This is a genomic window from Streptomyces sp. NPDC031474, assembly GCF_055581185.1.
In genome coordinates, this window is record NZ_JBVIJX010000006.1 from 381,766 (window position 1) to 400,865 (window position 19,100).

Sequence of the window (19,100 nt, forward strand, 5' to 3'; positions counted from 1 at the left end):
ACGGTAGGCGCAGCCCGGGGTCCACGTCGTCACCAGTGAGAGGGGTTCCAGCGGCTCCGTCTCAAGTACTACGGGTGCTCCCCTCCCCTCCCCTCCCGTCTCCTTCCCGGCCTCACCAAGCCAGTTGCGCGATCTCCTCTGCCACCACCGCGCACGCGTCCGCCGCCGGGTCGATGAGCGGGAAGTGGCCGACGTCCTCCAGGAGCGTCAGGCCCACCACCTCGCCCGCCTTCGCCGCCGCGTCCGCGTACGCCTCGGCGACCGCCTGCGGCACGACCAGGTCGGTGCGGCCCTGGACCAGCGTCGTCGCGATGCCGGTCGGCAGCAGGAGGGCGGGGTCGGCGTACGGTCGGCGCTCGTCGAACTGCTCCTCGCCGCCGAGGAGTTGGCGGACGGCGCCGCCGCAGACGTCCAGTTTCTCGGCGACCGTGAAGTCGGCGATCGGGGCGAGTGCGACGACGCCCCGCAGCGGAGCGGGGCCGCCGGTGCGCCAGGGGGCGTCGGCGGGCAGCACATGCCGGGCCGCCGCCCACAGGGCGAGGTGGCCGCCCGCCGAGTGGCCGGTGAGCACGGTGCGGCGGGCGTCGGCCTGCGGCAGGGCCTCCCCGACGAGGGCGGGGAGCGCGTCGAGGGCGGCGGCGATGTCGTCGAGGGTGTCGGGCCAGCGCCCCGCGATCGGGGATGTCCCCTGCGGGGCCGGGCTCTCGGCGCCGCGCCGGTACTCCACGTTGGCCACGGCGAACCCGCGTCGGGCCAGGAAGTCCGCGAACGGGGTGACGTGCCGCCGGTCGTACGGTGCGCGCCAGGCCCCGCCGTGCAGTACGACGACGAGCGGGACGGATCCGCCCGGACCGCTCTCCACGCGCGGGGCGTAGAAGTCGATCACCTGGTCGGGGTGGTCGCCGTACGACCTGGTGACGTCGGGGTCGACGGGCGGATGCGCGAAGGCCGACTCCTCCTCAGCGGCGGCCCGGGCTGCGACAACGTCGTCCGGCATGCTCCAACCTCTCAACGACGAAACGGATTTGGACGGGACGGATAGTGGACCAGGGGAGAATTCGGCCGCTGGCCGGGACGGTATCAGGCCCGTGACGTGCGCGGACACGCGGATGTCACGCTCGGTGAGAGGTAAACGGTTCTGCTGGTGTCACCCCTGTGGGCTGCCCGCCAGGGATGCCGATCTCCTGGGCGTACCCCCAAGTACGCCCAGGAGAGCCGGTCGGCTCAATCAGCCGTATCGGTGATCGGTCGGATCCACGATCAGCGGGATCCACGACCAGCCGGATTCGGCGGACCAGCCAGCTTCTTCATCAGCTTCATCAGCTTCATCAGCCGGACCGGCGCAGTTCCTCGCCCAGGATCCGCGCCGCCCGCTCCACGTCCGCGAAGCCGACGTACAGCGGGGTGAAGCCGAAGCGGAGGACGTCCGGGCGGCGGAAGTCGCCGACGACCCCGCGCGCCATGAGCCGCCGCATGACGTCGCCTGCGTGGTCGCAGCGCAGCGCCACCTGGCTGCCCCGCTCCTCGTGACGCACCGGAGTCAGCGACTCGACCTGCCCCTCGGGGACGTACGCGGCGACGCATTCCAGGAAGAAGTCCGTAAGGGCCAACGACTTCGCGCGCACCGTCTCGATCGACACGCCCTCCCAGACGTCGAGGGCCGCCTCCAGCGCGAGCATCGACAGGATGTCCGGGGTGCCGACGCGCCCGCGCAGCGCGCCCCGGGCAGGCTCGTACGTCTCCCGCATGCCGAAGGGTTCGGCGTGCGAGTTCCAGCCGGGCAGCGGCGAGTCGAAGCGGTCCTGGAGTTCGCGCCGGACGTACAGGTAGGCCGGCGAACCCGGGCCGCCGTTCAGGTACTTGTAGGTGCAGCCCACCGCGAGGTCCACGCCGTGCTCGTCGAGGCCCACCGGCAGGGCGCCCGCGCTGTGGCACAGGTCCCAGACGGCGATCGCGCCCGCCGCGTGCACGGCGGCGGTGAGCGACGGCAGGTCGTGCAGGCGTCCGGTGCGGTAGTCGACGTGGTTGAGCAGGACGGCGGCCGTGCGCTCCGACAGCGCGGCCGGCACGTCGCCCGGTGTCACCGGGATCAGCGTGCGGCCGGTCAGACGGGCCGCGGACTCGGCGATGTAGCCGTCGGTGGGGAAGGTCGTCGCGTCGACGAGGATCTCGTCCCGGACACCCCGGACACCCCGGACACCCCGGACACCCCGGTCGCCGCGCCGGGCGTCCCCGGCGTCGTCCGCGAGGCGTACCGCGCCCACAAGTGCCTTGAAGACGTTGACACTTGTCGAGTCGCCGACCACGATCTGCCCGGTCGCCGCGCCCACCAGCGGGGCGATCCGGTCGCCGACCCGCTCGGGCGCCGTCCACCAGCCGCTCTCGTCCCAGGAGCGGATGCGCAGCTCGCCCCACTGGCGGCGGACGACGTCCTCGACGCGGCCGGGGACGGCGGCGGGCAGCGCGCCCAGCGAGTTGCCGTCCAGGTAGACGCCCGCGACGCCGTCGGCGCGATCGGACGCGGTGTCGAGGACGAACCGTGCGCGCAGGTCCGCGAGTTCGTCGCCCGCGTCCAACTCCTTTGCCTCGACGGCGAGTCGGTCAGACATGGGACCTCGCCGTCCACAGCTCGGGGAACACGTTCTTCTGGGTGCGCTTCTCCAGCCAGGCCACGCCGGCCGAGCCGCCGGTGCCCGCCTTCGCGCCCATCGCGCGGCGGGTGGCGACGAGGTGGTCGTTGCGCCAGCGCCACACCAGCTCGGCGACGTCCGTCAACGCCTCGCCGAGGCGGGCGACCTCGTCGCTCTCGTCGCCCGAGTAGACGGTCGTCCACACCGCCTCGACGTCCGGGGAGGGCTCGTAGCGCTGCGAGACGTCCCGCTCCAGGACGGAGGAGGGGATCGCACGGCCGCGGCGGGCCAGCAGCCGCAGCACCTCGTCGTACAGGCCCGGCTCGTGCAGCGCCTTCTCCAGCTCCGCGTGGACGCGCGGTGCGCCGCGGTGCGGGACCAGCATGGACGCGGACTTCTCGCCGAGCAGGAACTCCATGCGGCGGTACATCGCCGACTGGAAGCCGGAGCCCTCGCCGAGCGCGGAGCGGTACGCGTTGAACTGGGCCGGGGTCAGCTGCGCGAGCGGCTTCCAGGAGGCGTTCAGCGCCTCCAGCTCGCGGACGGAACGCTTCAGCGCGGCGATCGCCGTCGGCACGTCGTCCGAGCGCAGGGCGCGGGCCGCCGTCTCCCACTCATGGACGATGACCGTGAACCACAGCTCCATGACCTGGGTCGTGACCAGGAAGACCATCTCTCCGGGATCGTCGGAGAGGGTGTGCTGGAGGTGGGTGAGCACGTCCGCCTTGACGTAGTCCTCGTACGGCGTCGTGCCTGCGAAGTCGAGATGCGGGGTCTCGGGCTCCGAAGCCTCGTGGGGCTGAGCCTGGAGGGACATCGCTGTCTCCTGTTGTGTACTCCGGGTAGCGGTCCGCCCCTGCCGTCGTCGACAGGGGGCCCCGGTCCCCACCCGCATCCTGCGCAATACCGGCCCGAAAACGCAAGGCCCGTCCGGTCACACCAGGACCGGACGAGCCACCCGTACCCTTACGGGCTAGCCGCACCCCTACGGGCTAGCCCAGCGTCTGGGCCGCCGTCTGCGAGGAGTCCTTCAGGAACTGGGTGCAGCGCTCGTACTCCTCCTGCTCGCCGATCGACTGCGCGGCGCGGGCGAGGGCGTGCAGTGCGCGCAGGAAGCCACGGTTCGGCTCGTGCTCCCAGGGCACCGGTCCGTGGCCCTTCCAGCCGCTCCGCCGCAGGCTGTCCAGGCCGCGGTGGTACCCCGTACGGGCGTACGCGTACGACTCCACCACGCTGCCCCGCTCGAACGCGTCGTCGGCGAGCTGGGCCCAGGCCAGCGAGGACGTCGGGTACTTCGCGGCGACGTCGGCGGGCGCCGTGCCGTTCGCGAGGAGCTCGCGCGGCTCCGGGTCGTCGGGGAGGTGGGTCGGGGGCGGGCCCCCGAGGAGGTTCTCGTGAATGGACATGCGTCCAGTGTGCCCCGAGCCGCCGGACGGACCGAACCCGAACCGGCGCTCACGAGACACACCGCCGTACCACCGGCGTCACCACCCGCGTCACCACCGCGTGACCGCTGCCTGTGTCACCGCTGCCCGCGGCAGCACCCGCGTCAGCCGAGCCTCGGTTTCGCCCGCTCCCCCTCCAGCGGCGGCGCCAGCACGCTGCCGTGCGTCCTGCACTCGGGCCTGCGGCAGTCCGGCGGCAGCCGTCGTACGGTCGCGAAGGCGACCGCCGCGCCCAACACCAGCACGCCCGCGCACAGCATCATCGCCCGGCGGAACGCGTCGTCGAAGGCGTCCGCCGAGCGGTACGCCTCCTGTCCCATCCCGGTGAGCAGCGGCAGCGCCGCCACCGCGATCAGGCCCGCCGCCCGCGCCGCCGCGTTGTTGATGCCGCTGGCCAGGCCCGCCCGGGCGACGTCCACGGAGGCCAGGACGGTCGCCGTCAGCGGCGCCACCAGGGACACCATGCCGAGGCCGAGGACCAGGACGGCCGGCAGGACGTCGGGGACATAGGAGGCGTCCGGTCCCACCCGCAGCATCAGCAGCATCCCCGCCGCGCACAGCAGCGGGCCGACGGTGAGCGGGATGCGCGGTCCGATGCGGTCGGCCAGTTCGCCGGAGCGGGCGGACAGCAGCAGCATCAGCACCGTCGTCGGCAGCAGTGCCGTGCCCGCGCCGAGGGCCGACCAGCCGGCCACCACCTGCAACTGGACCGCGGAGAGGAAGAAGAACCCGCCGAACGCCGCGTACACACACAGGGTGACCAGGTTGACGGCCGTGAACTGGCGGGACGCGAAGATGCCGGGCGGAAGCATCGGGTCCGGGCGGCGCCGCTCCACCGCCACGAAGGCGGCCCCGGTCGCCACTCCCGCGACCGCCGCCGCCACGACCACCCCCAGGGGTCCGCTCCCGGCCTCGATCAGGGCGTAGGTGACGAGGGCCAGCGCCAGCGCGCCCAGGACCGCGCCCAGAACGTCGAAGCGGCCGTGTTTACGGCCGTCCCCGGACTCGGGCACGTGCCGCAGCGCCACCGGCACGCACACCAGCGCCAGCGGCACGTTCAGCAGGAACACCCACCGCCAGCCCGGGCCGTCCACCAGCCAGCCGCCCAGGAACGGCCCGACGGCCGCCCCTATGCCCCCGAACCCGGACCACAGGCCGACGGCCCGCCCACGGTCGTCGCGGTGGAAGGAGGCCTGGATGAGCGCGAGGGAGCCCGGCGTGAGGAGCGCGCCGCCGACGCCTTGCAGGGCACGGGCGGCGACCAGCACCCCGGCGTTCGGGGCGATGCCGCACAACAGCGAGGCGGCGGCGAACCACACCACCCCGATCACGAAGACCTTCCGCCGCCCGTACCGGTCCCCCAGGGAACCGCCGAGCAGGATCAGCCCGGCCAGCGTCAGCAGATAGGCGTTGACCGTCCACTGCAGGGCGGCGAGGTCGGCGTCCAGGTCGCGGCCGATGCGCGGCAGGGCGACGTTGACGACGGTCGAGTCCAGCAGGGCCATGCTGGAGCCGAGCACGGTGGTGAACAGGATCCACTTGCCCTGGGAGGAGGCCAGACGGACATCGGGCATGCCCTCAGGTATACAGGGAGCCCGGCGTCGTGGGCAGACCCGGGCTCCTTGTACAGCAGGACTTACTTGATCTTCTGGCCCGCCGAGCGCAGGTTGTGCGTGGCCTCCAGGACGCGCGCGGCCATGCCCGCCTCGGCCAGCTTGCCCCAGGTCCGCGGGTCGTAGGTCTTCTTGGAGCCGACCTCGCCGTCGACCTTCAGGACGCCGTCGTAGTTGCGGAACATGTGGTCGGCGACGGGACGCGTGAAGGCGTACTGCGTGTCCGTGTCGATGTTCATCTTGACGACGCCGTTCTCCAGCGCGGTCGCGATCTCCTCCGGGGTGGAGCCGGAACCGCCGTGGAAGACGAAGTCGAACGGCTGGGAGCCGGCCGGCTTGCCGTACTTCGCGGCGATGCCCTCGTTCAGCTCCTTGAGCAGGTCGGGGCGGAGCACGACGTTGCCCGGCTTGTACACGCCGTGCACGTTGCCGAAGGACGCGGCGAGCAGGTAGCGGCCCTTGTCGCCCAGGCCGAGCGCCTCCACGGTGCGCACGGCGTCGTCGACCGTCGTGTACAGGGAGTCGTTGATCTCGTGCGAGACGCCGTCCTCCTCACCGCCGGTCGGGGTGATCTCCACCTCGAGGATGATCTTCGCGGCGGCGGTGCGGGCCAGCAGCTCCTGCGCGACGGAGAGGTTGTCGGCGAGGGTCTCCGCCGAGCCGTCCCACATGTGCGACTGGAACAGCGGGTTGCGGCCGGCCTTGACGCGCTCCTCGGAGATCGCGAGCAGCGGCCGCACGAACCCGTCGAGCTTGTCCTTCGGGCAGTGGTCCGTGTGCAGCGCGACGGTGACCGGGTACTTCTCGGCGACGATGTGCGCGAACTCGGCGAGGGCCAGGGCGCCCGTCGCCATGTCCTTGCTGTACTGGCCGCCCGCGAACTCGGCGCCACCCGTCGTGATCTGGATGATGCCGTCGCTCTCCGCCTCGGCGAAGCCGCGCAGCGCCGCGTGCAGGGTCTGGGACGAGGTCACGTTGATGGCCGGGTAGGCGAACTTGCCTGCCTTCGCCCGGTCGAGCATCTCGTTGTAGACCTCGGGGGTTGCGATGGGCATTCGTCCGCTCCTTGGGTGTGCGGGTTGCGTGCTGTGAACTGGGTGCTTACGGCCCTGACCTAGACCTGGGGTGCGACGTCATCGTCGTCCCCATCTTTCCAGACATGCCGGGGCAGGTCAGTCGAGGCCCAGGTCGTCCTTGGAGAACGCGAACAGGTAGGGCACCCCCGCGCCCTCGCGGATCTTCTCGTCGGCGCCGGTCGCCCGGTCCACGATGGTCGCGACGGCCACCACCTCGGCGCCCGCCTCGCGCACGGCCTCCACGGCGGCGAGCGGCGAACCGCCGGTGGTGGAGGTGTCCTCCACCACCAGCACGCGCCGGCCCGCGATGTCCGGGCCCTCGACGCGCCGTTGCAGCCCGTGCGCCTTCGCCGCCTTGCGCACGACGAAGGCGTCCAGCCTGCGGCCCCGCGCGGCGGCCGCGTGCAGCATGGCGCCGGCCACCGGGTCGGCGCCCATCGTCAGACCGCCCACCGCGTCGAAGTCGAGCTCGGCGGTCAGGTCGAGCAGCACCTGCCCGACCAGCGGCGCGGCCTCCCCGTCGAGGGTGACGCGTCGCAGGTCGACGTAGTAGTCGGCCTCCAGACCCGACGACAGGGTCACTTTGCCGTGCACCACGGCCTTGTCCTTGATCTGCTGCAGCAGCGCGCCGCGTACATCCACGTCCGTCATGCCCCTCAGCTTAGAGGCGGGTCCAGCGCCAGGCGGTGTGGGCCTCCAGCGGCTCCAGGGGCGTGACCAGGCGCGGGAGGGTGTTCAGGCCGTCGGGCGGGCCGGTCTGCGGCTCCACGCACACGGCCGCCTCCTGCTCGTCGTAGACGACGACCCATTCCTCGGGGCTGGTCACCTGCACCGCGAGCTGTCCGGGCCAGGTGAGGGTGACGTCGACGCCGCCGGGCATGCCGAAGCAGTCGTCCCAGGGGCCGGGCTTGGGCTCGATGCGGTTGCCGGTGGGCAGATGGTCCTCGCCGCGTTCCTCCTGCCAGGCGGGCTCGAAGGCGACCCGTACGTCCTCGCCCCCGAGGTTCCGGTTGAACCACGGGTGCCAGCCGATCTGCGCCGGGAACGACGAGTCGTACGTCTCCACGGCCATCGCGAGCGTCAGGGCGTCCTCGGCGAGCGTGACCACCTGGGTGACGCGGCCCGCGTACGGCCAGGGCTTCACCAGGTCGTATGTCAGCACGACCTCGTCCGCCGTCCGCCGCGCGACCTTCCAGACGCCGTCGCGGACGGTCCCGTGGATGGCGTTCGGCGCGGCGTTCAACGGCATCTGGTGGACGGTGCCGCCGTCGCGGAACCGGCCGTCCCGGATCCGGCCGCACCAGGGAACCATCGGGAAGCACCCGAACCTCCCCCAGGCTCGGCTTCGCTCGCCCGGGGGGACCCCCATCCCCTGACGCAGCAGTTCGAGGCCGCCGACGCGCAGCCCACCGACCCGGCCGCCGTTGCCCGGCTGCACGGTCACCTCCGCGTCGCCCGCGGTCAGCGTGATGTCTTCGTTACTCACGGGACGAGCCTAGTGGGGCGATCAAGGGGGTCTCGGCCGGAGAGCGGCGTCAACCGCGCCGGCGCAGTGCCCGGCCGACCACGATCGCCGACGCCACCACGAGTGCGGCAGCGGGGGCGGCCCAGCGCAGGGTGCTGTTGGGTACGACGGTCTGCGGGGCCGGGACGGGGGCGTAGCGTCCGCGCGGCGGAGCGTGGTCGACCTCCTCGGCGCTGCGCCCGATCATCGTCCGACGCGCGTGCGCCGCCTCGGCGGGCGGCTCCCCGGGGGCGGTGAGGTCCTCGAAGACGGGGGTGGGGGGCAGGGGCTCTTCCACGTCGTCCTCGTCGTCCTCGTCGTCGAGGTCGTCGAGGTTCTGGACGTCGATGACGTCGATGACCTCGACGTCGTCGCCGCCGTCAGCCCCCTCTTCGGCCTCGGCCGTCTCCTCGGCCGCGCCCGCTCCCAGGTTTGCCGCGAAGCGGTTCAGCAGGCGGGAGATCGCCGAGTCCACCGTCTCCGGCGGCAGTTCCGTGACCCGGCCGTCGGCCGACGCCGTCCCCTCGAAGCGGAGCGTCGTGCCGCCGTCGGTCTCCCGCAGCCGCAGGGTGAGGGCGAGCTTCACCGTGCCGCTGCCGCGGGCCTCGGTCGCGTCGCCCTCCACGGCGTACGTACCGTCCTCGCGCGGCGTGACGCGTACGGCGCCCCGGTAGGTGATGGTGTGGCCGCCGATGCGCACCTTCAGCCGCCCGGCGACGGGCTCGGTGCCGGCGTCCTGCTGGAGGCCGGGAACGGCCCGCGCCACCTGCGCGGGATCGGCGAGGGCCGCCCGCAGCCGCTCGGCCGGAACCGGAACCAACACCTCTTGCTCCATGAGTGGGGAGCCTACCCAGCGGTCACCGGAAAGCACCTGGCGAAACCGGGATTCGGCCCCGCCGAGCTCCGACCGGTGGTACGCGACCGCACCCGGAGCAAGGTCACTACGGCGTCAGTACCGTGGATGGATCAGCGTGGACGCCCGGACGCCCGGCACCCGGGTGTCCTGGACGGCCCGGCCGTCCGCGGTCAGATCCGCCTGGGTCAGGGTGTGCAGGGGGAGCTCGGCGCGGTCGAGGCGCAGGGGCGGGCCGGGGGCCGGGCCGGGGGCGGCGGTGGCCAGGACGAAGCCCCAGTCGCGGAGGGCGCGGGAGGTGCCGGCGGTGCGGTCGGGGCCGGCGGTGCGGTCGGGGCCGGCGGTGCGGTCGGGGCCGGCGGTGAAGCCGCTGTCGCGGCTGTCGACGCGGTAGGGGGCGGTGTGCAGGCCCGCCGCGCGCATCGTCGCCTCGACCGTCCAGAACACGCGGCGCCGGGTCGCGACCGGGCCGGCGTGCACGGCGAGGCGGCCGCCGGGGGCGAGCGCGCGACGGGCGAGGCCGTAGAACTCCTGGGAGTAGAGCTTCGTGCTGGCCGTGATCCCGGGGTCGGGCAGATCGGTGACGATCACGTCGTACGTCGCCGGGGGCGCTCCGCGCAGCCACTGGAAGACGTCGCCGGTGGCGACGTGGACGCGCGGATCGCGGTAGGCGTGATCGTTGAGGCGGGACAGGGCGGGGTCGGTGCGGGCGAGCCGGACCAGTCCGGGGTCGAGGTCGACGACGTCGACGCGGCGCACGCCGGGGTGGGTGAGGGCCTCGCGGGCGGCCAGGCCGTCGCCGCCGCCGAGGATCAGCACGCGCGCGTGCGGGCCGTTCATCGCGGGGTGGACCAGGGCCTCGTGGTAGCGGCGTTCGTCGCGGCCGCCGACGCGGAGCCGGCCGTCGAGGTAGAGGTCGAGGGGCCGGCCCTCGACGCCGCCGGTGAGGACGATCTCCTGGACGCCGGTGCGCACCGCCACCCGCACGTCGTCGCCGTACACGGCCTGCCGTGCCGCCTGTTCGAAGTCGTCGACGAGGACGGCGGCGGAGGCGAGGACGCCGAGGACGACGATGTTCGCGACGAGCAGGAAGCAGCGGGCGCGGCAGCTGAGGTCGCGCCGGAAGAGGCCCAGGACCAGGGCGGCGCCGGCGATCACATTGACCCCGCCGGTCAGCAGCGAGCTCGTCAGCTGGCCCAGGAAGGGCAGCAGCAGGAAGGGGAAGGCGAGGCCGCCGACGAGCGCGCCCACGTAGTCGGCGGCGAAGAGGTCGGCGACGGCGACGCCCGCGTCCTGGCGGCGGATGCGCTGGATGAGCTCCATGAGGAGGGGCACCTCGGCGCCGATGAGCAGACCGATGGCGAGGGAGAACGCGACGAGGAGGATGCGGGGACCGTCGGCCCACAGGCCGCCCCAGTCGCCCGTCCAGGCGAACACCGCGTACAGAGCCATGGCGCTGCAGCCGCCGACCAGGGCGAGGCTGGCCTCCAGGGCGCCGAAGCCGGCCGCGGCGAAGCGGCGCAGCCGTTTGGCGGCGAGGGAGCCGATGCCCATCGCGAAGACCATGACGGACAGCACGACGGAGGCCTGGGTGACGGAGTCGCCCATCAAGTAGGAGGCGAGGGCGACGAGTTCGAGTTCGTAGACGAGTCCGCAGGCCGCGCAGACGAAGACGCACGCGAGGACCAGCAGCCGCCCGGTGTCCGGCCGGACGGGGATCCTCGCGGGTCCGCGCCAGGGCGGCGGGGCACCGGGTGGGGCCGGCGCGTGCGGTTCGATCACGACTGCGACGTTACGTCACTGTGTGGGTGCCCTTCGTCACCCACACGTGTGGAACTCGGGACTGTGGAGGCGCCGGGCGTTTAAGTCGCCGTCCGCTGGGGGGTGCCGGTCGGGGACGGGTCGTCGAGGCTCGCCGGTACGCGGATCCCGACTCTCGTCCGCGTCGCCACCAACTGCCCGTCCTGCGGGTAGGCGTGCCAGGTGCGCCAGTGGACCTGGCCCTCGTGGCGGTGGGCGAGCAGGGCGGTGAAGGCGTGCGGGCTGCCGGGGAAGACGCCGGCGAGGCCGTGCGGATGCTCGGAGACGAGGGCCAGGAGTTCCTGGGCGCGGCCCGCGAACTGGCCGGGCGAGAGCACCTCGACGCGTGCCGCGAACTCGTACTCCCAGTCGCCCACCCGCTTGGCGACGCCCAGCGGGAGGGGGGTGCTGCTGCCGGGGAGGCAGGCCACTGTCTCCGAGCAAGAGCCCTGGTCCTCGTCCAGCAGCACCTGGTGCGAGGCGCCGAGCAGTCTCAACTGGAGTTTCGCCCCGCCCAGTTCGAGGTCGAGGGTGGCGAGGGCGGGCAGCGGCTCGCGCCCCAGGGCCCAGGCGAGATCGGCCGCGCGCGTGTCGGTGTAGGAGGTGTTCAGGGTCGTGAGCATGGGTCGACTCCGCGGAGACGCAAAGAAGAGAGGTTCGGTCCGGCGCACCCCGGTCGACACCGGGAGAACGGCCCCGGTCAGCCCGGTCTGGGAAGGTCGTCCGCTCGGGACGTCCGAAGGGGTCCGAGGGGCTGCGTTGGTGTTTTAGAGGGAATCATGAACTGTGGTGCCGCCACAGCGTTTTTACCCAACTTCGTGGGGTTTCCATCCCTCGGGGGGCTCCACAGCTCAACTGTTCAACTGTGGCGTACGCCAGGCGGTGGGAGATGCATCCGCGCGCCCCACATGAACGGCGCGACCGCGGGTACACGCTGCGGCCGCCGGCGACGTGGCGTGACCGCGGAGCCCGTGGTCGGCCGGGCCCCGCGGTCCGGATGCGGCTCCCCCCGGGAGCTCAGCTGCCCCGTGTCAGCTGCCTCCGCCGCATCCGCCGCCGCCTCCGCCGCAGGACGACCCGCCCCCGCAGGACGACCCGCCGCCGCACGAGTGGCCGCCGTGACCACCGCCGTGGTGGCCGCCGCCGTCGCCCCCGCCGGCCCACCAGCTGCCGCCGGCGGCTGCGCTGCCGCTGCTGCTGTGTCCATGGGACCGACCGCCGCGGTACGACCTCGCGGCGTTGCTCTTGCGCGCATTGGCCACCAGGGCCGCCACGAACACGATTCCGATCACCGCCAGGATGATGCCGAAGACCATGGCGCCACCCTCCTTCCCTCTCCCCCGAAGCGACCCCCCGTGGGCGCCTCGCGCGCCGCGTGAGCGTTGCGTGAACGGGGGATGCCCGGCCGTCCCGGCCGCCAAAGCAGAGTTGAGGAACTCCAGAGCTTCGGCGCAGGATGACGGGCATGACCTCCACCGAGCGCCCTTTCCTCAACCGTCGCCTCGCCGAGTTCGGGACGACGATCTTCGCCGAGATGTCCGCTTTGGCTCTCGCGACGGGCTCGATCAACCTGGGCCAGGGCTTCCCGGACACGGACGGCCCCGAGGAGGTCCGCGAGGCGGCCGTGCGGGCGCTGCGGGACGGGCGCGGCAACCAGTACCCGCCGGGGCCGGGCGTCCCCGAGCTGCGCACGGCGATCGCCGACCACCAGCTCCGCCGCTACGGCCTGTCCTTCGACCCGGACACCGAGGTCCTGGTCACCGCTGGCGCCACGGAGGCCATCGCCGCCACCCTGCTGGCCCTCCTGGAGCCCGGCGACGAGGTGGTGGCCCTGGAGCCGTACTACGACTCCTACGCGGCCTGCATCGCCATGGCGGGCGCCGCGCGCGTGCCCGTCACCCTGCGCCCGGACCCCGGGCAGGCCCGGTTCCGCCTCGACCTGGACGAGCTGCGCGACGCGGTGACGGACCGCACCCGGCTGCTGCTGATCAACACCCCGCACAACCCGACCGGCACGGTCCTCACCCGCGAGGAGCTGACCGCGATCGCCGAACTGGCGGTGGAGCGGAACCTGCTGGTCGTCACGGACGAGGTGTACGAGCACCTGGTCTTCGACGGGGCCGAACACGTGCCGCTGGCGACCCTCCCCGGGATGCGGGAGCGCACGGTCACCATCGGGTCGAGCGGCAAGACGTTCTCGTTCACCGGCTGGAAGGTCGGCTGGGCTACCGGCGCCCCCGATCTCGTCGCCGCGGTCCGCTCGGCCAAGCAGTACCTGACGTACGTCGCCTCCGGGCCCTTCCAGTACGCGGTCGCCGAGGCCCTGCGCCTGCCGGACGCGTACTTCGACGGCTTCCGCGAAGACATGCGGGCCAAGCGGGACCTGCTCGGCGACGGCCTGCGCGCAGCCGGGTTCCGCGTCCACCGGCCACAGGGCACGTACTTCATCACCACCGACATCCGGCCCCTCGGCGAGAGCGACGGCATCGCCTTCTGCCGCTCCCTCCCCGAACGCGCGGGCGTCGTCGCCATCCCCAACGCGGTCTTCTACGACCACCGCGACGCGGGCGCCCCGTTCGTCCGCTTCGCGTTCTGCAAGCGGACGGGGGTGCTGGAGGAGGCGGTGGGACGTCTGAAGGCGCTGGCGGGCTGACGACACGCCCCGGTACCGTCCACGAAAGGAGGGCGGGCGTTTCCCGGCAGTTCCGACCTGCGGACGTCGTCTCCCGTCAGTTGGGCAGGGGCGTCGTACTCGACCAGAACGCGGACCGCACGTTCGGCTCCGGCAGCGTCTGCCTCGAGTAGTCGGGGCCGTTCGGCTTGCTCGTCGGCTGAGCGACCTCGGACTTCTCCACGCACGGGGTGGTGACGCTCAGATGGGCCTGGCCGTTCGGCCCGATCAGAACCTCCAGCTGGAACCCGTCCCGAGTCTCGAAATTGGCTGCCAGGCCGTTCGGACTCGTGGCGACGAGCTGGTAACCCCTGCTCTTCCAGTGGCGTTCCAGGACGCCGAGGAAGCTGCCGCGCCGTTCGGCGGAGATGACCGTCATGACGGAACGGTCACGGTCCACGTAGCAGTCACCCGGCATGGAGTACAGGTGCGTCCACTGAACCGGGGGCTTGATGGCCTCGAACGCCTCGTCCAGAATCGCGTCAGCCCTGTCGGCAGCCTCCTGCAGGTTCATCTTCGACCGACTTTCCTTGCTCGTTGACGCGCTGCCTGCCGCGCCGCATCCGGAAAGAACCAGCACCAGCGCGGCAGCCGCTGCAACCCTCGCCCTCATCATCGTGGCGTCTCCCTCACGACGTATCCCGGCTGCCCTGCGACGATGGCAGCGATGTTCCGCGCAGAAACCTTGTCCTTCCCTTCCTCCGGGGAGAAGTAGTTGCTGTGCGCCTCGATATCCAGGGTCGAGTTCCACACCTCGGGGAAAGAAGGCTGCGCCAGCTCCGGTCCGGGCAGGGTCTGGAACCTGTTGGCCCCGAACGCTTTGCTCGCAGGATCCTTGCCGAACCAGACGTCGTCATCACCCTGGTCGGCCAGGTCGCCAGCGAGGTACGCGCCGAGCGGACCGCCCCCGAAGAACCCCATGGTCCCTGCGGTGGCCTCCTTCGAGGAAGGCAGCTTGGTAACGATGTCATTCTCAGCCGCGCCCACCCAGACGTGCTCCTTGCCCACCCCGAGGTCCTCCGCCCTGTCGACGCCGACACCGGGACTTCCTACGAGGACGATGTCATCGGCGCCCGCGATCCCGCCCGCCTCCTGTGTGGCAGCGCCCACCAGTCGAGAACCGTAGGAATGCCCGATGGCGGTGACGTGAGGATCCGCGTTCTCGTTGGTGGCCGAAATTCCACTCATGAAACTGTTGTAGGCGGGGGCGCCTCGCTCGGCATCGGCCGTCGTCATCACGTCGAGTGATTGAGGCGCGTCGTAGCCGAGCCATACGATCGCGGATGAGGAGGGGTCGAACTTCTGGGCGCCCTGCGCGGTGTAGAAGGCACGCTTCACCGTGCCATCGGCGAATCCCGAGTCGAGCTTGGTTCCCAGGCCAGGCACATAGGCCGACACGTTCTTCGAGGTGTCAGGGTTCCCGTACGCGACGATCGCCCTCCCGTTCCCTTCGAGACCGATGCCCAGAAGGAACATAGGCGGCTGGCTTCCCGCATTGAGCTTGGCCTGTATGCCCTTCAGTCCTTCGAGCTTCTCTTTGGACGCCTCTCCGGGCTGGCCCTCCAACTGCGCGATGAGCAGGTGGATGTTCTCCCGGTTGGCCTCATCCCGGACCGTGGACGGGATCCCGTCCAAGTTGCCGATGATTTCCGGGAAGGCCGCCTTGTACTCCTCCCGCTCCTCGTTACTGAGGCTGTCCCACCACTCTTTGCGGTCGGCCGGCGACTTGGCCAACGGGATATGATCCTGGAGGTATTTACTGGCCGCTGAACTCACAGCATCGACATCCGATGCCACGTCCGCCCATGTTTTGGTGTCGACGTTCAGCCCCGGTGCCGCCTTGAGCTTGTTCAGCGCCTTGCTGTACCGATCGTCGATCTCCTGTGCTTCCCGTACGGCGTGGGCGATGCGGTCGGCGATGTCCACGGCTTTGGCATGGTGCGGGTTCGGGTTCTTGAACTGAGGATTGTTCGGCATCAGCCCCGGTGCTTGAAATCCTGTGTCGTTGCCGGTGATCAAGCCGTTGTTGCCCATGACTTTCCCGCCGGGGATCGACTCACCGGTGAGCTCGTTCTTACCGTCGGCGGGATACGTGACGGTGCCGTCCTCGTTGACGGTGTATGCCAGCGCTGCCGCATCGTCCAGTGCCTCAGTCAGCCGCCGTTTGGGTGCGGTGATCTCGGACGAGAAGCCGTCGAGAGCTCCAGTGATCAGGCCGCACTCGACTTGGGTGTAGTGGAAATTCTCCGACAGCTTCCGCAGCTGCTTGAGTGCCGCGTCCGCGGCCTCACCCTCGTTGGCCTTCCGCATGGCCGCGGTGATCTGCTTGTCAATGCGGTCCATGGCCGCGTCGGCCGAGCCGCTGATCGCGCGGTATCCGTCAGCCGCCTCCGTGTACTCGGACGGCGTGAGCGCCTTGAGCGTCAGGTGGTCCATGTCCGGGTCACCGCCCCTTGGCCTGGCTGCCGGGGTGCGTGTCCTCGTAGTACTCGGTCTTCAGCTTGACGATCTCGGCTTCGATGGCCTGATCCGTCCGCAGCTGGTCGTTGCCCGCCTTCTCCAGCACGCCGGCAAGCCCGTCGCACACCTCGCCCACGTCCTTGATGTAGCGCTTCCAGGACTCGTAGACATCCTGTTGGGCCGCTGCGGTCAGGCACCCGGTTCCCTTCCCGAGCCCCCTCTGGCCCGACTCCATCTTCACCCACGCCTTGCCAAGGTCCTCACGCAAGGACCCGACGTCCTCCCCCGCCTTGGTCCATGCCGCCTTGTCCGACCTCAACTTGCCAGAAGAAGCGCCGGCGTTACTCGTGCCGCCGCCTCCCTGATCGGCCAGCACATGGTTGAGCTGCATCTGCGTGGTGTGCCGCTCGACCGCTGCGGCCTTGAGCTGCTCCCACTCATCCCACGCCATGCGTGGTTCCTCCCCGTGTCCTGTCGTACCCGACGAGCGGACGTGAACCTGCCACAGCAACGCTGCGGTGACCGAGCCGTACCATAACTCCCCTGCATAACGCGCAGTATCCGTATCGGCCACCACGGCGCCTGAGTAGTTCTACTCAGGCGGAGGCCCGTCCCCGATCGGACGGAGTGACGTTGTCGGATGCACCTTGCAGCGTGCGCGAAGGGGACGTGCAACCCGTTGTCCGGGCGCGGGAGCTCGTCGAGGTTGAGGGTGAAGGTGCGGTCGTCGGCCAGGGGGATGGGGAGCTTGCCCGTGCCGTACTTGTGCGTGTGTGCCGCGGCCGTACGGCTGCGCCCGGTCGGACCCCGCACAAATGGGTGTGTGAACACGGAGTGGCCTGGGTGACGGCCGCGCCCGGCCTGGTCACGGCGGTGCGCTCGGCCAAGCAGTTCCTGACGTACGTGTCCTCGGGTCCCTTCCAGTACGCGGTCGCGGAAGCACTGACGCTCCCGGACACCTACTTCGAGGCGTTCCGCGAGGACATGAGGACGAGGAGGGACCTGCTGTCGGCGGGGCTGAAAGCTGCGGGCTTCGAGGTCTTCACCCCCTTGGGCACGTACTTCGTCACCACCGACATCCGCCCCCTCGGCGCTGTGCTGTCCGAAGGCGGCGACGGCTTCGCCTTCTGCCGCGCCCTGCCGGAACGGGCCGGCGTGGTCGCGATCCCGAACGCGGTCTTCTACGACCACCGCGAGGAGGGCGCCCCCTTCGTACGGTTCGCGTTCTGCAAGCAGACATCGGTATTGGAGGAAGCGGCGGAACGGCTCCGCAAGGCATTCACACACTGACGTAGCGACGCTTGCCCACACCACAGTTTCTTGTACGTCCAAGGAGGTTCGAACTCCGTCACCGACGACCGCGAAGAGGTCGTCATCACGCGGGCCGGACACGAGCCGGTCGTCATCGTCTCCCTTGAGGACTACGAGTCCCTGAAGGAGACGGCGTACCTGCTGCGGAGCCCGGCGAACGCCCGGCGTCTGCTCGCGTCCATCGACGAGCTGGAGAACGGCGGCGGCACCGTGCGCGAGCTGGCGACCGGCGAATGAGGGCCGCGGATGAAGATCACCTTCTTCTCCCGAGCTTGGGAGGACTACCTGTGGTGGCAGCTTCAGGACCGGAAGATCCTGAAGCGCATCAACACGCTCATCGCGGACATCGCCTGGAACGGCAACGAGGGGATCGGCAAACCGGAACCGCTCAAGCACGGTTTCCAGGGCTACTGGTCGCGCCGCATCAACGACGAGCACCGACTGATCTACAAGGCAACCGAGGACGACGTCCTGATCGCGCAGTGCCGCTACCACTACGCGAGCTGACGGGACTCAAACGGAAGTCGAGACCCAGAGGTCCCGCAGACAGGTCCACTGGTGGCACCCATATGCCGGCCTGGATCGGTGCCTTCTTGCCTTTGTGCGCGATGCAGCCGTGGATTCGCGTGCGTTGAGCAGAGCGCTGATCTTTGTCCGAGTCGTAGCTGGCGCGCAACTCCATGAGCACCAGGGCCTGAGCCCGTTCTGCCACGGCTATCGCCGGAGTCGTGGAACAACTACAGCCCGAACGACCTGCTCCCCGGCCCGGCAGGCGTCAGCGCTGCCGGGCGGACTCCGATGCCGGGCGGGGTGCGGTGAGCAGGCCCGCGAGCAGTTGGAGCCGTTCGGCGTCAGGGCCGCCCTCCTCGGCGGTGTAGGCGATGAGCACCGGGCCGGGGGCGCCGGGCATCGGGTAGGCGTCCCAGTCCAGGTTCAGCTCCCCGACCAGCGGGTGGTTGACCCGCATCCGGCCGCGCGTGGTTTCTTCGACGTCATGGCGGGCCCACAACGTCGCGAACTCGTCACTGCGGACGGCGAGTTCGCCGACGAGTTCCACGCCGCGCGGGTGGCCCGGATCGGCGGCGATCTGGGTACGCAGCATCCCGGTGAGTTCGGCGACGGTGGCCGCCCGTTCCGGGCACACCTGGTCGGCCTCGGGGTGCAGCAGCAGACCGAGCAAATTCCGCTCGGCCGGGGGTAGTCCGGTGAACTCGCCCAGCAGCAGCCCTGCCAGCGGGTTCCATGCCAGTACGTCGAGAAAGCGGCCGACGACCATCGCGGGCGCGGTCATCCCGCGCATCATCCGCAGCGTGCTGGGCGGGACTTCCTCCGGCTCGTACCGTCGCGGCGGCCGGGCGGGAGTGCGCGCGGCGGCGGCGAGACTGTGCAGGTGCCGGGACTCCTCGGCGGAGAAGTTCAGCGCACGGGCTATGGCGTCGAGGACCTGTTCGGAGGGCCGCACGTCGCGCCCCTGCTCCATGCGCTGGTAGTAGTCCGTACTCACCCCGGCCAGCAGGGCCAGTTCCTCACGTCGTAGTCCGGCTATGCGCCTGCGCGGGCCTGGTTCCAGGCCGACGTCCTGTGGGCGCAGGCGGGTTCGGCGGGTACGCAGGAAGTCGGCCAGTTCACGTCGGGGATCGTCTGCCATCGCAACAGTATGGCCGGGCACGGCCCCGCGAGGGTGGGTCCGGCAGACCTACCAAGAGGTCGCGAACAGGTCCCAGGATCAGTTCCACG

At 71.0% G+C, this 19,100-nt stretch carries 19 protein-coding genes and 1 pseudogene; 4 read left to right on the forward strand and 16 right to left on the reverse strand.

Annotation, left to right across the window (positions count from 1 at the left end; translation table 11 throughout):
* Window positions 1-112: 112 nt before the first annotated feature.
* The 12 genes from ACZ5SK_RS14765 to ACZ5SK_RS14820 form a co-directional block, all read right to left on the reverse strand.
* Window positions 113-997: an alpha/beta hydrolase gene (locus tag ACZ5SK_RS14765; protein ID WP_361704818.1), complete on the reverse strand. Its 885-nt coding sequence runs from the start codon at window positions 995-997 to the stop codon at window positions 113-115.
* A 331-nt stretch (window positions 998-1,328) separates the two neighbouring features.
* Window positions 1,329-2,609 (reverse strand): kynureninase, encoded by a 1,281-nt coding sequence (kynU, locus tag ACZ5SK_RS14770; protein WP_468576071.1) that lies wholly within the window; start codon window positions 2,607-2,609, stop codon window positions 1,329-1,331.
* Window positions 2,602-3,447, reverse strand: a complete 846-nt coding sequence (locus ACZ5SK_RS14775) for a tryptophan 2,3-dioxygenase family protein (protein ID WP_361704824.1) — start codon at window positions 3,445-3,447, stop codon at window positions 2,602-2,604. Before ACZ5SK_RS14775 ends, kynU begins: the two co-directional genes overlap by 8 nt.
* A gap of 175 nt (window positions 3,448-3,622) precedes the next feature.
* Window positions 3,623-4,036 carry a DUF3151 domain-containing protein gene (locus tag ACZ5SK_RS14780; protein WP_334578338.1) on the reverse strand — a complete coding sequence of 138 codons (414 nt, stop codon included), beginning with the start codon at window positions 4,034-4,036 and terminating at the stop codon, window positions 3,623-3,625.
* A 143-nt stretch (window positions 4,037-4,179) separates the two neighbouring features.
* Window positions 4,180-5,649, reverse strand: coding sequence for an MFS transporter (locus ACZ5SK_RS14785; protein WP_334578339.1), 1,470 nt, complete (start codon window positions 5,647-5,649; stop codon window positions 4,180-4,182).
* 62 nt (window positions 5,650-5,711) lie between these two features.
* The gene (gene fbaA, locus ACZ5SK_RS14790; RefSeq protein ID WP_457495123.1) at window positions 5,712-6,743 is read right to left on the reverse strand and encodes a class II fructose-bisphosphate aldolase; all 1,032 of its coding nucleotides are present in this window, start codon (window positions 6,741-6,743) and stop codon (window positions 5,712-5,714) included.
* Window positions 6,744-6,860: 117 nt separating this feature from the next.
* A complete protein-coding gene (gene pyrE, locus ACZ5SK_RS14795; protein WP_079660894.1) occupies window positions 6,861-7,415 on the reverse strand; it encodes an orotate phosphoribosyltransferase in 555 nt (184 codons plus the stop codon).
* Between the two features lie 10 nt (window positions 7,416-7,425).
* Window positions 7,426-8,250, reverse strand: coding sequence for an aldose epimerase family protein (locus tag ACZ5SK_RS14800; RefSeq protein ID WP_468576073.1), 825 nt, complete (start codon window positions 8,248-8,250; stop codon window positions 7,426-7,428).
* A gap of 49 nt (window positions 8,251-8,299) precedes the next feature.
* A complete protein-coding gene (locus ACZ5SK_RS14805) occupies window positions 8,300-9,103 on the reverse strand; it encodes an SRPBCC domain-containing protein (RefSeq protein ID WP_334578342.1) in 804 nt (267 codons plus the stop codon).
* 114 nt (window positions 9,104-9,217) lie between these two features.
* Window positions 9,218-10,903, reverse strand: a complete 1,686-nt coding sequence (locus tag ACZ5SK_RS14810; protein WP_468576075.1) for a polyamine aminopropyltransferase — start codon at window positions 10,901-10,903, stop codon at window positions 9,218-9,220.
* A gap of 80 nt (window positions 10,904-10,983) precedes the next feature.
* The gene (locus tag ACZ5SK_RS14815; protein ID WP_334578344.1) at window positions 10,984-11,544 is read right to left on the reverse strand and encodes a DUF2617 family protein; all 561 of its coding nucleotides are present in this window, start codon (window positions 11,542-11,544) and stop codon (window positions 10,984-10,986) included.
* 408 nt (window positions 11,545-11,952) lie between these two features.
* Window positions 11,953-12,237, reverse strand: a complete 285-nt coding sequence (locus ACZ5SK_RS14820) for a hypothetical protein (RefSeq protein WP_468157698.1) — start codon at window positions 12,235-12,237, stop codon at window positions 11,953-11,955.
* 140 nt (window positions 12,238-12,377) lie between these two features.
* On the opposite strand from ACZ5SK_RS14820, the gene ACZ5SK_RS14825 reads away from it, so the two are divergent.
* Window positions 12,378-13,574 (forward strand): pyridoxal phosphate-dependent aminotransferase, encoded by a 1,197-nt coding sequence (locus ACZ5SK_RS14825; protein WP_468576077.1) that lies wholly within the window; start codon window positions 12,378-12,380, stop codon window positions 13,572-13,574.
* A gap of 76 nt (window positions 13,575-13,650) precedes the next feature.
* Here the strand turns inward: ACZ5SK_RS14825 and ACZ5SK_RS14830 are convergent, their stop codons facing one another.
* From ACZ5SK_RS14830 to ACZ5SK_RS14840, 3 genes are all read right to left on the reverse strand, one after another.
* A complete protein-coding gene (locus tag ACZ5SK_RS14830; RefSeq protein ID WP_457495120.1) occupies window positions 13,651-14,106 on the reverse strand; it encodes a hypothetical protein in 456 nt (151 codons plus the stop codon).
* Between the two features lie 98 nt (window positions 14,107-14,204).
* Complete coding sequence (locus ACZ5SK_RS14835; protein WP_457495119.1) at window positions 14,205-16,028, reverse strand: alpha/beta hydrolase; 1,824 nt, start codon at window positions 16,026-16,028, stop codon at window positions 14,205-14,207.
* 7 nt (window positions 16,029-16,035) lie between these two features.
* On the reverse strand, window positions 16,036-16,503 hold the full coding sequence (locus tag ACZ5SK_RS14840; protein ID WP_457495118.1) for a hypothetical protein: 468 nt from the start codon (window positions 16,501-16,503) through the stop codon (window positions 16,036-16,038).
* Window positions 16,504-16,886: 383 nt separating this feature from the next.
* On the opposite strand from ACZ5SK_RS14840, the pseudogene ACZ5SK_RS14845 reads away from it, so the two are divergent.
* From ACZ5SK_RS14845 to ACZ5SK_RS14855, 3 genes and pseudogenes are all read left to right on the forward strand, one after another.
* Window positions 16,887-17,342, forward strand: a pseudogene (locus ACZ5SK_RS14845) (aminotransferase class I/II-fold pyridoxal phosphate-dependent enzyme); the annotation flags it as partial.
* Window positions 17,343-17,372: 30 nt separating this feature from the next.
* The gene (locus ACZ5SK_RS14850; protein ID WP_334578384.1) at window positions 17,373-17,600 is read left to right on the forward strand and encodes a type II toxin-antitoxin system Phd/YefM family antitoxin; all 228 of its coding nucleotides are present in this window, start codon (window positions 17,373-17,375) and stop codon (window positions 17,598-17,600) included.
* Window positions 17,601-17,609: 9 nt separating this feature from the next.
* On the forward strand, window positions 17,610-17,870 hold the full coding sequence (locus ACZ5SK_RS14855) for a Txe/YoeB family addiction module toxin (RefSeq protein WP_334578385.1): 261 nt from the start codon (window positions 17,610-17,612) through the stop codon (window positions 17,868-17,870).
* A gap of 268 nt (window positions 17,871-18,138) precedes the next feature.
* Here ACZ5SK_RS14855 and ACZ5SK_RS14860 read toward each other — a convergent pair whose 3' ends face one another.
* Window positions 18,139-19,011, reverse strand: coding sequence for a helix-turn-helix transcriptional regulator (locus tag ACZ5SK_RS14860; protein WP_334578387.1), 873 nt, complete (start codon window positions 19,009-19,011; stop codon window positions 18,139-18,141).
* Window positions 19,012-19,100 lie beyond the last annotated feature (89 nt).